Annotated in this window: 7 protein-coding genes and 1 tRNA gene; 4 read left to right on the top strand and 4 right to left on the bottom strand. The window is 74.6% G+C overall.

Features of this window, described 5'->3' with window-relative positions:
- The first annotated feature begins 130 nt into the window (after positions 1-130).
- Both ACZ4XJ_RS29195 and ACZ4XJ_RS29200 read left to right on the top strand, forming a co-directional pair.
- Positions 131-613 (top strand): RidA family protein, encoded by a 483-nt coding sequence (locus tag ACZ4XJ_RS29195; RefSeq protein WP_468497989.1) that lies wholly within the window; start codon positions 131-133, stop codon positions 611-613.
- A 91-nt stretch (positions 614-704) separates the two neighbouring features.
- Positions 705-1694, top strand: coding sequence for an endonuclease/exonuclease/phosphatase family protein (locus ACZ4XJ_RS29200; RefSeq protein ID WP_468497945.1), 990 nt, complete (start codon positions 705-707; stop codon positions 1692-1694).
- 12 nt (positions 1695-1706) lie between these two features.
- On the opposite strand, the gene ACZ4XJ_RS29205 is transcribed toward ACZ4XJ_RS29200, so the two are convergent.
- Positions 1707-5354, bottom strand: coding sequence for a HelD family protein (locus tag ACZ4XJ_RS29205; RefSeq protein WP_468497946.1), 3648 nt, complete (start codon positions 5352-5354; stop codon positions 1707-1709).
- Between the two features lie 441 nt (positions 5355-5795).
- On the opposite strand from ACZ4XJ_RS29205, the gene ACZ4XJ_RS29210 reads away from it, so the two are divergent.
- Positions 5796-5871: transfer RNA gene (locus tag ACZ4XJ_RS29210), tRNA-Arg, on the top strand.
- A 107-nt stretch (positions 5872-5978) separates the two neighbouring features.
- Here the strand turns inward: ACZ4XJ_RS29210 and ACZ4XJ_RS29215 are convergent.
- From ACZ4XJ_RS29215 to ACZ4XJ_RS29225, 3 genes are all read right to left on the bottom strand, one after another.
- Positions 5979-6188 carry a hypothetical protein gene (locus tag ACZ4XJ_RS29215; protein WP_468497947.1) on the bottom strand — a complete coding sequence of 70 codons (210 nt, stop codon included), beginning with the start codon at positions 6186-6188 and terminating at the stop codon, positions 5979-5981.
- Between the two features lie 126 nt (positions 6189-6314).
- A complete protein-coding gene (locus ACZ4XJ_RS29220; RefSeq protein WP_362879922.1) occupies positions 6315-8234 on the bottom strand; it encodes an MFS transporter in 1920 nt (639 codons plus the stop codon).
- 106 nt (positions 8235-8340) lie between these two features.
- The gene (locus ACZ4XJ_RS29225; RefSeq protein WP_468497948.1) at positions 8341-11847 is read right to left on the bottom strand and encodes a D-alanyl-D-alanine carboxypeptidase; all 3507 of its coding nucleotides are present in this window, start codon (positions 11845-11847) and stop codon (positions 8341-8343) included.
- 269 nt (positions 11848-12116) lie between these two features.
- Here ACZ4XJ_RS29225 and ACZ4XJ_RS29230 point away from each other — a divergent pair, with 269 nt between their 5' ends.
- A complete protein-coding gene (locus ACZ4XJ_RS29230) occupies positions 12117-12857 on the top strand; it encodes a GOLPH3/VPS74 family protein (RefSeq protein WP_362879919.1) in 741 nt (246 codons plus the stop codon).
- Positions 12858-12912: the final 55 nt, after the last annotated feature.

Consider the following 12912-nt stretch of genomic DNA (forward strand, 5'->3'; position numbering starts at 1 on the left):
ACCGCCGTGAAGTGACCACCCACGAATTCCCCTTCACCCGGGTGGAGCAGGCCTTTCGGCGGCTTTCGGCGCGGGAGCCGGGCATGGTCGAACCCATCGTCCACTTCCCCCGGAGGAGCCCGTCGTGACCGTGACCCCCACGACCCCCGAAGAGCGTCTGGCCGCGGCCGGACTGACCCTGCCGCCCGCCCCCGCGCCGGTCGCCGTGTACGTACCGGCCGTGCTGAACGGGCACCACGTGTACACCTCCGGCCAACTGCCCATGGTGGACGGGGCCCTTCCGCTGACCGGCAAGGTGGGCGCCGGGGTGACCCCGGAGCAGGGCAAGGACTTGGCCCGGCAGTGCGCGCTGAACGCGCTCGCCGCGGTCGCGTCGGTCGCCGGGGACCTGTCCGCGGTGAAGCGGGTGGTGAAGGTGGTGGGCTTCGTCGCGAGCGACCCCTCGTTCACCGGCCAGCCCGGCGTCGTGAACGGCGCGAGCGAGCTGCTCGGCACCGCCTTCGGTGACGCGGGCATCCACGCCCGCAGCGCGGTCGGCGTGACGTCGCTGCCGCTCGACGCACCCGTCGAGGTGGAACTGCTCGTGGAACTGCACACTCCGATGGGGGTGTGAGGCGCCGGGGGAAAGTGGGGGCTCGGGTGCGGGGCGCGGATGCGGCGGGGCGCGGCCGAACCCCCGGCCGGTTCCCGGCGTCCTCCAGGGCATGAACGCGACACCCGCACCACCCCCGCTCCCGCCCCCACCCGCGGGTCGGTGGACCGTAGCCGGCCGCGGCCGGGTCATCGCCGGATGCTGCGTGCTCACCGCCCTGGCCGTGTCGCTGAACCGCTGGATCCCGAACGGCCCCGCCGCCGGCAACCTCGGCAGCCTCGTCCAGACCTTCCTCCCCTGGACCGGCCTGCTGGTCCTACCGCTGCTCGTCGGCGCCCTGCTGCGCCGCTCGCGCACGGCCCTGATCGCCGTCCTGCTGCCCGCGCTGACGTGGACGGGGCTGCACGGTCCGGCCCTGCTGACCGACCGGGGCACCGGCGGCCCCGCCGAGCTGACCGTCGTCACCCACAACGTGGACGACGCGAACCCCGACCCGGCCGGCGCCGCCCGGGCCGTCGTCGCGTCCGGCGCGCAGCTGATCGCGCTGGAGGAACTGACCTGGCCCGCGACCCGGACCTACGAGCGGGAGCTGGCCGCGACCCACCCGTACCACGTGGTGGAGGGCACGGTGGGGCTTTGGAGCACGTTCCCGCTGCGCGACGCCGAGGCCGTCCCGATCATGCCGTGGACCCGGGCCCTGCGCGCCACCGCCGACACCCCGAGGGGGCCCGTCAGGGTGTACGTCGCCCACCTGGCCTCCGTCCGGCTGCGCCCCGGCGGCTTCGTCACCGAGCGCCGCAACGCGGCCGCCCGCAACCTGGACGCCGCCCTGCGCGCGGACCCCGCCGGCGCCGCCGGCCGTACGCTCCTGCTCGGCGACCTCAACGGCACCACCGCGGACGCCGCCCTGGCCCCGTTGACGTCCCGCTTCCGTTCCGCGCAGGAGGAGGCGGGCGTCGGCCTCGGCTTCAGCTGGCCGGCCCGTTTCCCGGTGGCCCGGATCGACCAGATCCTCGTACGGGGCCTCACCCCGGTCTCCGCCCGGACCCTCCCGGCGACCGCGAGCGACCACCTACCGGTCGTCGCGTCCCTCCGCTTCTGACGGTCGTCCCGGTCACGGCCGCGCGGAGCCGAACGCGATGTCCGTGTCCCGGCCGCCCCAGCCTTCGGGGCTCCGCCAGATGACGTGGACGTCGAAGACGTCGCGGACGGTGTCCGCCGACCACTCCTCGGCGGGCGGCTCGGACAGGACCAGGTAGAGGCCGTCGGCCCGGGTGGGCAGGGTGTGGTTGATCTCCAGCAGGCGGGTCGCTCCCGAGCGGAGGTCCGCGTAGCCGGCCAGTCCCGAGCCCAGCGCCTCGTAGAGGAACAAGCCGTGCGGGGTGACGCAACTGACGTCGACGACGGGCGAGTCGGTGGGCTGGAGGTCGGCCCAGAACAGGGACGACTTCAGGGCGTGGCGGACCGCCTCGTGCCTCGTGCACGTCCGGTCGGCGGCGGCCGACGCCTCCAGCGCGCGCAGGAAGCCATCCTTCGTGGCCGTGGCCGGGGCCGGGGCCGGGGCTGTGGCTGTGGCTTGGGCCGGGGCCGGCGCGGTCGTGCTGTCCGCGAGGGTCATCTGCTCTTCGTCCTTCGGCTCGGGCTGGTGCGGGGGGCCGGGGTCCGGGGCGTCGGGGTTTGCGGCGCCGGGGGCCGGGGCGCCGGGGTTTGCGGCGCCGGGGGCCGGGGCGCCGGGGTTTGCGGCGTCGGGGGCCGGGGCGTCGGGGTTTGCGGCGTCGGGGTCCGGGGCGTCGGGGTCCGGGGGGTCGGGGGCCGCCCCCTCATGGCCGGCGGCGAACCGGTCCCGGAGCGTGCGTCGGGCCTCGGTCAGCGTCTGCGTCCAGCCCGAGACCGCCAGGGCTTCCCCGAGGCGGGCCGCGTCCAAGGTGCCCTCCTTCAAGGCGCGGTTGGCCGTCGCGGCGAGGTCGCGCAGGACGCCCAGCTTCTCCCTGTCCGGCGAGCCGAACAGGTGGAGCACGTCGACCCAGTCGGCCTGGTCACGCCGCAGGACGCGGTTGGCCATGCCCTGCAACTCGGAGAGCCGGCCCCGGGCATCGGGCACGTCCCCGTCGCCGCCGGTCAGCTCGCCCAGCACGTCCAGGGCCGCGATGTAGCGTCCCGCCATCCGCGGGGAGACGGGCGACCGGCCCCGCTGGTCGGAGGTGAGGACCGTCTGGTTCGACTCGTTCGCGAACACCCAACAGTCCAGCTTCTCGCCGCGGCGCGGCGGAACCGATCCGTGGCGGACGGCGAGAACGAGCGGACGGCCGACCCCCGGGGAGACGGGTTTGACCTTGAAGCGCCCGCCGGGAGCCATGTCCACGACCTCGACCCGCAGATCGGATCCGATCCGGGGAAGTCGCTCGGGGGCCGTAGCCTCGGCATCCGGCTCCGCGGCGGCCGTGGGCGCCGCGGTCCCGGAGTCCGCCAGTACGGTCGGCAGCGGGGCCGTGTGCAGGATGGTCAGGCTCTGGGTGCTGCGGGTGAGGGCCACGTACAGCTGCCGCAGGCCCGCCGGACCTCGGTCGGCGATGGTGGCGGGCTCGATGACCAGGACGTGGTCGTACTCCATGCCCTTGGCCTGAGCGGCGGCCAGGACGGAGACGGCGCCGCGGTTCCGGGGGCCGATGTCCTCGGGCCCGTCGACCCGGTCACTGATCGCGTCCAGCCAGTGCGAGTCGTCGGGGACGATGACGGCCACCGAGCGCGGGGTGTTCCCGTCACTGGTCCCCACGAGGCGGCTGACCTGCGCGACGGTGTCGTCGAGGAGCTTCCACGGCTCCGTGGCCACCGTCCGCACGGCGTCCTCGCCGGCCTCGCGCACGGCCCGCGGGTAGGGCAGCGTCGGCGCGATCGCCCGGGCGAGAGGGGCGACGAACTCCATGATCTCGGCGGGCACGCGGTAGCTGGTGTTGAGCTCCGCGACCCGCCAGTCACCGTCGTCGGACAGGAGCGTGCCCAGCCGGTCCCAGCCGTCCGGGACGTGGGGTCCCGTCGCCTGCGCGAGGTCGCCCAGGACGGTCATGGATCCGTTGACGGCGCAGCGTCGCCGCAGGGCGCGGGCCTGCATGGGCGTGAGGTCCTGCGCCTCGTCGGCGACGATGTGTCCGTAACGCCTCGGCACCTCCCCGCTGATGAGGACCCTGAGCTCTTCGAGGCAGACGTGGTCGTCGAGGGTCCACGGATCGTCCTCGGCGCTGGCGGCGCGGGCGCGCAGCAGGGCCGCCTGTTCGCCCTCGTCGAGGATGCCGTCGGCGCACGCGCGCAGCAGTTCGGGCGAGTCGTAGAGGCCGCGCAGCGCCTCCCGGGCACCCGGGGACGGCCAGACGCGTTCGATGAGCCGCTCGACCCTGCGGTTGCGCTCCAGGTCGCGGCGGATCGTCCCGGCCTGCCCGCGACGCGGCGCGATGCCGGAGAGCTCCTGGAGGAGACGGTCGACGAGCAGGCCGCGGAAGCGGTCACGGCGCTCCCGGTAGGGGCCGTCGCCCTGGTGCGCCCGGTCCAGGAGGGCGCGGACCTCGGAGCGCGGTACGCGCAGGGTCGTACTGCCGGCGGTGACGACGACCGCGGGCTCGTCGCCCTCGAAGGAGGGCGCGACGACGAGGTCGTCGAGCACCTCGGGCCGGTAGTCGTGCTCGACGCGGCGCCGCAGCACGGCAGCCATGCGCTCGTCGGACTTCACGATCCGGGCCCGCGGGGAGTCGGCGCCGAGGATCTCGCCGTCCCACAACCGGCTCAGCTGGACGGCGTTGACGTCCCGGGTGCCGAGCGTGGGCAGGACCTGGCCGACGTAGTCGAGGAACCGCTGGTGGGGACCGATCACCAGGATGTCCTGCGCCTTGAAGTGCTCGTTGTTGACGAGCCAGGTCACGCGGTGGAGCCCGACGGCGGACTTGCCCGTACCCGGACCGCCCTGCACGACGAGGATGTCCGAGGGAGCGCCGGTGACCAGGTCCATCTGGTCGCGGCGGATGGTCTCGACGATGTCCCGCATCCGGCCGCCGCGCGAGCGCTGGAGCTCGCGCAGCAGGAAGTCGTCCGGCTGGAGCGCCTTGCGCCGCTGCCGCCGGACGAGGTCGCCGGGGGTGGGGGGCGGCTGCCCAGGGGCGGTGCGGTCGTCGGGGGCCGTGCGGTCGTCGGGGGCCGTGCGGTCGCCGGGGGCCGTGCGGGGTTCCGGGACGGGCGGGGGCGAGGGGTGGGCGACCGGAACGGGTTCGGGGCCGGTCGCGGTCGGGGTCGGGGCTGTGGTCGGGGTCGTGGTCGTGGGTTCGGTGACGGCCGCTCCGACCACGATGTCGTCGAAGTAGTTGTCGACCACGCGCCGCACGCAGCGCAGTTGGCGCCGCAGCGTCACTTCCCCCGGTTCCTCGGCCCGTAACTCCGCCCACCTCTTCGCCAACGGGCTCGTCCACAGCAGGACCACCGGCTCGTTCGACGCGTCCCGCACGCCTCGCCGCCCGATGTACCAGGGGCGCGGCTCGGTCCCGGGTTCGTCCGGCGCGTCGACCCGGGCGAAGACGAGCGCCTCGTCGCCGAGTCCCCCGTACGCGGCGGCCCGCGCCTCCGCCTCCATCCGGTTGGCGATCCCGTCCTTGCCGCTCGCCGAGGCGTTGGCCGCCGACGTGCCGCTCATCTCGGCCAGTCGCGCCGCGTAGCAGTCGTACGCGTGGTCCACGGCCCGCTGTTCGACCGCGAGGACCTCGTCCCGAGTGGTGGTGCCCATGTGCGTCCTCCCTGCGGCATCGCCGAAACGCCGCCCCCGGGCCTGCGACCCGTACCCCGCTGAAAGAACTACCAGAAAGCCGATCTTGACGCCCGGTCACCGCCCCCTTTCCCCCGTACGAGACCCACGGAGCCCGCCCCGTCCCTCCCCGCCCGCACCCCGCCCACCGCGACCACCCACTCACCCCGCCGCCGAACCCGCATCCACACACCGCCCGCCCCGGCACGGCACGTTCCGACCGCCGCGCGCACCACCGCCCGACCGCCTCGCCGCCGCACCGCGCGACGGCCCCGCGCAACCGCCGTCGGCACACCCGGTGCGCCCCCCGCAGGCCCGCCGCACTCCCCCAAGATCACTTCCCCCCGAATCCGACAGCGACCGGTGGCCCCCACCCGCTACACTGGCGCCGGTGCGCGGCCCTGGCTCCGCACCGCGCACGATGCCTTCGTAGCTCAGGGGATAGAGCACCGCTCTCCTAAAGCGGGTGTCGCAGGTTCGAATCCTGCCGGGGGCACCACGCGAAGACCCCCCAGCCGGTCGGCTGGGGGGTCTTCGGCGTTCGCGGGGCGGGCGGTGCGAGAAGGTCCTGCGGGTCGGGAGGGGTCGCCGTCCTCGGCGGGCGGGTCAGCTGAGGCCTCTGCTGCGTTCGCCTATGCGGTCGCCCTGGGGAGTGCCGGCGCGCTTGAGGGCGGCGGCCTTGGTGTGGGCCCCGCCCTTCACCTTGCTCCGGATCGGACCGTCGAAGCCGTGCCCGGCGGGCGTGGGGGGCAGTGGGAGCTGCTCCGTCATCCTTGCCCGTGCCGCTTGGACGTCATGCTTGTGCTCTTTGCTCATCCCGTCGTCAACTCCCTCGGGAAGCACCCAATCGGACTACTCGGATCGTATGCAGATATGCGGACCAATGCACCCGGAAGCGCGCGTAAAGAAATCGCTTGCAGCCGCTGCCGCAAGAACGAGGGCTCAGGGCTGTACCGGTTCCGGGGTGCCGAGGCCGGCCTGGATCAGTGGCTCGGGGCAGGGTGTGCCGCGCGGGATCTGGTACTTCGCCGACACCCGGTACTGGCCGGGGGCCGGGACCAGCAGTTCCGTCCATACGTCGCCGGCGTCGTCCGGGGCCGCCTTGAAGAGGCAGCCGGCGGTGTTCGCGTACTCCTTCGGCGCCGCGGAGGCGCCGCGGGCGCGGGAGGCGAAGGTTTCCTGCGGGGGCAGGACCGGCTTGCCGGTGGCGTCGACCAGGCCGAGCCACGGCGAGTGCGGGATGCGGACCAGGACCCGGCCGGGCCGTTCGACGTCGATGACCATCTGGTCCGCGCCCGCCCGGACGACCTTCGCGGGGCCGGCCACCAGACTGCCCGGGTCCTGGACCTGGAACAGTTTCCAGTTCGCGTCGCCCCACACCTCGCGCAGGTACGGGAGGCCCTTGCGCAGGAGCTTCGCCTCGTCCTCGCCGCCCGAGTCGGGTTTGTCGGCGGGCAGGACGACGTAGTGCACGGCCCAGCGGTCCAGCCAGGTCCGGTAGGTCTCGGCGGTGAGGGTGTCGTCGTAGAAGAGCGGGTTGCGTTCGAGGTCGGCCTGGCGGTTCCAGCCGCGCGCGAGGTTGACGTACGCGGGGAACGCCGAGGATTCGCGATGGCTGCTGGCCGGGACCACCTCGACCCGACCGCGGTCGGCGCCGGCCTTCTGGAGCTGGGCGATCAGCGGGGCCAGCTCGCGGTTCCAGGCGGCCACCGGTGTGGTGCGGACGATGTCGGTGACGCTGTTGGTGGTGATCCAGACGGTGAGGCCGGCGAAGGCGAGCAGCAGCGCGCGTCGGCGCCGGGAGCGCGGGGCGGCGTACGGGACGGCGGCCAGGAGCACCGCGCCGCCGAAGAGCATGACCAGCCGGGTGACGTTCGAACCGACCTGGGAGTCGATCGCCCAGGTCAGGAACACCCCGAGGGCGTAGACGGCGGAGGCGATCCGGACCGTCTTCCACCGCTTGGGCACGAGGAAGACGATGGCCAGGCCGAACACGAAGGGCAGCCAGGCCGAGCCGATCTTCATCGGCTGCGTCCCCGAGAACGGGAACAGCCACGCGGACAGCCCGACGACGGCCACCGGCGCCAGCCCGAGGGCGTACGCGCCCGGCCGCCGGCCGCTCAGGAACAGCGCGGCGGCGACCACCCCGAGGAACAGGCCGGCGACCGGACTGGCGGCGGTGGCCAGTGCGGCGAGCGGGGCGGCGACGGCGGCCTTCGCCCAGCGCCGGTGGGCCCACTTGCGGGGCCAGCAGAAGACGGCGGCGACGGCCCCGAGCGCGAACAGCACGCCGAGGCCGAAGGTGACCCGGCCGGAGAGCGCGTTGCACAGCAGCCCGTAGACCCCGGCCAGGGCCGGCCACAGGGGGCGCCGGACGGTGTTCCGGCAGCGGGTGAGGACCAGCGCGAGGAGCCCTGCCGAGCAGGTCCCGGCGATCATCATCGTGGTCCGGACGCCGATCATGTGCATGACGTACGGGGACACGACGCTGTACGAGACCGGGTGCATGCCCCCGTACCAGGCCAGGTTGTACGCGGTGTCGGGATGTCGGCCGACGAACTCGGCCCACGCGTCCTGCGCGGCCAGGTCGCCGCCGCTGTTGGCGAAGGTGAAGAACCAGACGACGTGCAGCACGGCGGCGAGCGCGGTGGCGACGGCCACCGGGTGCCGGTGCGCACCGGCGAGCGCACGCGCCGCTATGCCGTCGGGGCCGGCCGGCGCCGCCGGCTGCTCCCCCGCGCCGGAGGGGCCGGGCGCCGACCCGCCGGACGCGCCCGAACCGCCCGGGGGCGCGTCGGACCGGCCCGACGGCCCGGCGGGCCGGGGCTGTCCGGACTTCTGGTGCTGCTCAGCGGTGGTCACCGATGACGCTCTCTCCCCGACACGCGCACGTGGGTGCCGTCCCGGTTACCTGGACGCGCCGCGGCGCCCCGGGGTTGCCCGGGGCGCCGGTCCGGCGCGGCTGCGGTCAGCCGACGCGGACGAGCTTGCTGCCGATGCCCGGCTCGGCCAGCTCGGTCTTCAGCGCCACGGGCACCTTCACCTGGCTGGCTCCGTCGCCGATGGTCAGCACGCCGACCTCCGTGCCGGCCTTGGCCGTCGCGGGGAGCTTCGTACCGCCGTCGCCCAGCTTGACGTCCACGGTCAGCGAGGACCAGCCGACGGCCTGGACGTCGGCCGTGGCGACGACCGGGGTCCGGCCGCCGAGGCCGTCGTCGACGTACCCGACGACGGCGCCCTTCTTGACGACGACCGCGCCTTCGAGGGACTTCTGGGTGGCGATGAGCAGCGTGCGGCTCGCCGCGATGACGCTGTCGATGATCGGCGGCTTGTGCTGTCCGAGGACCGCGCCGACGATCAGCTGGTTGGTGCCGCCGACCTTCTTCTGGGCGGCGAACAGCAGGTTTCCGCCGGCCTTGGTCGTCGTACCGGTCTTGATGCCGAGGGAGTCGTTGAGCGGGACCAGGCGGTTCCAGTTCGACCAGGTCTTGCCGTACGGGTCGACCCAGGCCGGCTTGCGGGTGATGTCCACCAGCGCATCCATCTCGACGATCTTCAGGCCCAGCTTGACCTGGTCCTCGGCGGTGCTGACCGTGGTCGCGTCCAGACCCGAGGGGTCCGTGTACGTGGTGTTGGTCATGCCGAGTTCCTTGGCGGTGTCGTTCATCTTCTTGACGAACGCCTCCTGGGAACCGGCGTCCCAGCGCGCGAGCAGCCGCGCGATGTTGTTGGCCGACGGGATCATGAGGGCCGCGATGGCGTCGTACTCCGAGATCTTGTCGCCCTCCTTGACCGTGTTGAGGGTCGACTCGTTGTCCGACTTGTCCTTCTGGCCCTCGGTCTCGGCGGTCTTGTCGATGTCGATCATCGCGCCCTTCTCACCCTTCTTGAAGGGGTGGTCGCGCAGGATGATGTACGCCGTCATCGACTTGGTGACGCTCGCGATCGGCACCGGTTTCTGCTCGCCGGAGGACCCGATCGTGCCGAGGCCGGCGGCGGCCATGGAGGCCTGCCCCTCGGTGGGCCAGGGCAGGTCGGGCTTCCCGCCGGGGAAGGTGTACGAGGCCTTCTCGGTCATCGCGAGCGTCGGCGCGGGCAGCGGGCGCACCAGCTGCACGACGGCGAGCACGACGGCCAGCAGCAGCACGATCGGGGCGTAGATCTTGAACCGCCGGACGGCGGTGCGCAGCGGGCTCGGCGGCGGGGGCGGGTTGTTCGTCAGGTCCGCCAGCATGTCGAGCGGCGGCCTGGGCGGCAGCGGCTGCTGCGTGGTCCGCTCGCTGGAGTCGAGCCCGCTCGCCGCCGCGGCGGCGGCCGAGGCGGCGGTCGACGGGGTCGAAGGGGTCGACGGCTTGGGTCCGGTCGGGTACGCCGGCGCGGGCTTCGGCGGGGCCGGGGATCCGGCCACCCGGGTCGGCTTCGGCGGGGCCGGGAGGTCACCGCGCAGCGGGACGAAGGTGCTGGACGCACGCTCCCCCGCGGCCTTGGCGGCCTCCCCGGCGGGAGCCGGCGGAGCGCCGCCCGGCTTAACGGCGCGGAAGACGGCGGTGCGCTCGCTGTCGGAGCCGGCGCCGTCGCCGTCCCGGCTGTCCTTGCCGCCGCCCGGACCCTTGCCCGCGGTGGGGCTCGGGGCCGCCTTGCCGACGGTGGGGCCGTCCTTGGCTGCTGCGGCGCTCGTGGGGTCGGCGGCGTCCGCGGCGGGCTTCTTCGGCCCGGCCGTGGCCGCGCCGGGGCCGCGCGGGCCGGCGGGGGGCGCCGAGTCCGGCTTCACGGCGCGGAAGACCGCCGTGCGCTCGCTGTCGGGCGCGGCCGGCGGGGTCTTCCCGGGGGCGGGAGGCGCCGCGTCGGGCCGCACCGTACGGAAGACGGCCGTCCGCTCGCTGTCGGGGGCCCCAGGCGGGGTCTTCGCCGGGGCGGGCGGCGCGGAGTCCGCCTTCACCGCGCGGAAGACGGCCGTCCGCTCGCTGTCGGGACCGCCGCGCCGGGGGGCGTCGGTGGCCTCGGCCCCCGGGGTGTCCTGCGCGTCCTCGGCCGGAGCAGCGCTCCGGGCGGACTTGTCGGGGGCGGGCGGGGCGGCGGGCGCCGACCCCGGCTTCACCGTCCGGAAGACGGCGGTCCGCTCACCGCCGGCCCCAGCCGAAGCGGCGTCCGGCCCGGCGCCGGGCGCGGGCCGCGAGCCTGCCTGCGGCTGCTGCCCGGCGTCCGGCTCGGGCCGCGAGCCACCCTGCGACTTCTGCTCGGCATCCGGCTCGGGCCGCGAGCCGCCCTGCGGCCGCCGCTCGGTGCCGGGCACGGCCTGCGGCCTCGGCTCGGCGTCCGGCTCCGGCCGCGAGCCACCCTGCGACGTCTGCTCGGCACCAGGCCCGGGCTGCGAGCCGCCCTGCAACTTCTGCTCCCTACCGGACTCGGCCTGCGAGCCGCCCTGCGGCCGCCGCTCGGCATCCGGCCCGGGCCGCGAGCCACCCTGCGACTTCTGCTCGGCACCAGGCGCGGTCTGCGAGCCGCCCTGCAACTTCTGCTCCCTACCGGACTCGGCCTGCGAGCCGCCCTGCGGCCGCCGCTCGGCGTCCGGCCCGGGCTGCGAGCCGCCCTGCGGCCTCGGCTCCGCACCGGGTTCGGCGCGGGGGGTGTCCTTCGGGTTCTCCTCGGGCCTGATCACCCCGAACGCCGTCGTCCGGGCATCGTGCGCGGGCTTCGCCGCGCCGTCCCGGGCGGCGTCGGAAGCGGAACCGGACTTGACCACCCCGAAAGCGGTCACCTCGGGCTGGTCCGCGGCGGGCGACCCGGCAGTCGAGGCGGCGTCCACCTTCGGCACCCGGAACACGGCGGTGCGCTCGCTCTCGTCGGCCCGCCCACCCTCTCGGGCGGGGCCGGACTTCACCGCACCGAAGGCCGTGGTCGCGGGCTCGTCCGCGGCACGCGGATCCCGCGCCGAGTCCCCGGCCCGCTCCCGCGTACCGTCGCCGGCGCCCGCGGAACCCGTACCGGAAGCAGCGCCGGCACCCGAAGCGGAATCCGTACCGGACTTCGAAACGGAACCGGACCTGGCCACTCCGAACGCCGTCACGCCGGGCGTGTCGGTACCGGCATCCGCCGCACCCGCCCCATCCGCCGAAGCGGAACCCGGCTCCCGGTCCGTCGCCGCCGCGTCCGCCGCCGCATCCGCCGCCGCGTCCGCAGACGCCGAGGCGGGCGGGGACTGCCGTACGAGGCCCGCGAGCTTCGAAGGCCCGGCCGGGGAGTCCACCCGACCGGAGGACGGCTCGGCGTCGGCAACCGCCTCGAGCGCCTGCGTCTCGTCGGCGCCCGCGCCGGCGTCTCCACCGGAGCCCGAGCCCGACTCGGCGTCCGCCCCGACACCCGCCTCGGCGCGCGCGTCCGCGTCCGCGCCGCCGGCCGACGCGGTCGGCCCGGCCGTCGCCACCCAGGCCGCCACGGCCTCCTTCAGCGGGTCGCGCGGCTGGAACACCGACATCCTCGGATCCCGCTCCGCGGACGAGGACTCCGCCGCCCCCGACGCTCCTTCATCTACCGACTTGTCGGGGGACTCGCCCGCCACCGTTCCTCCTCGATCGCCGTCCGGTCGCTGTCCGAACCGTCTAACAGTGTCCCGTCTAGGGGGCATCGCCCCCGCGCGAGACGAGAACGACATAGCTGCGGGTTCCCCCACAAAGCGGCCACGCGCTCTCGACAGATGAATGTGAGAGGCGTCACCCTGTCACTCATCCACGCGGGGAGGCATGGATGGGCAAGAGCCGCAGAACAATTCCGGAGGAGCTCCTGCTGCTCGCCTTGGACCCGACCACGGGAACCACGGCGCAGCCGCAGTCGCTCGACCTCGGCCTGGCCGGGGCACAGCTAGTGGAGCTGGCTCTGGCAGGACGGATAGCCCCTGACGGGGATCGTATCGCCGTGGTGATGCCACGGCCGACAGGAGATCCGACACTGGACTCCGCACTGGAACTGCTGCGCAGGCGCGGCAGCCCGGTACGGGCCGTCCACTGGATCGGCGGACCCCGGCTGGGGCTCCGCCAGATCTACCTCGCCCATCTGGAGCGTTGCGGCATGGTCCATGCCGTCGCCGGTCAGATGTGCGGGGTGCTGCCGACGACTCGCTACCAGGCGACCGACACGGCGATCAGCCGGGAGATCCGTGCCCGGCTGGACAGTGCGATCCGCACCGGTGTACCGCCGGACCCGCGGACCGCGGCGCTCGCCGCTCTGGCCCACGCGGTCGGACTCGGCAAGCACCTGTACCCAGGCAACGAGGGGCGGTCGTCCAGGTCCCGACTGCGGGACCTGATCCGGCACGACCCCATGGGCGGTCTCGTGGCGCACGCCGTGATGGACGTCCAGAACGGCGTGGCCGCCCAGCCGCGCCGTGACCGCGCACCGGCTCCGCCGGCCGCCCGGCCCACGGCGAGCGGCGGCGTACCGCTGCAGCCGCGCCGGACGGGTGCGATGGCCCGCGTGGCCGCGCACTAGCGGACGGAGCAGCACCGCCTGCGGGCGGAGCAGGACCGCAGCAGCAGGCACGACC

Source organism: Streptomyces sp. NPDC029836, assembly GCF_055574495.1.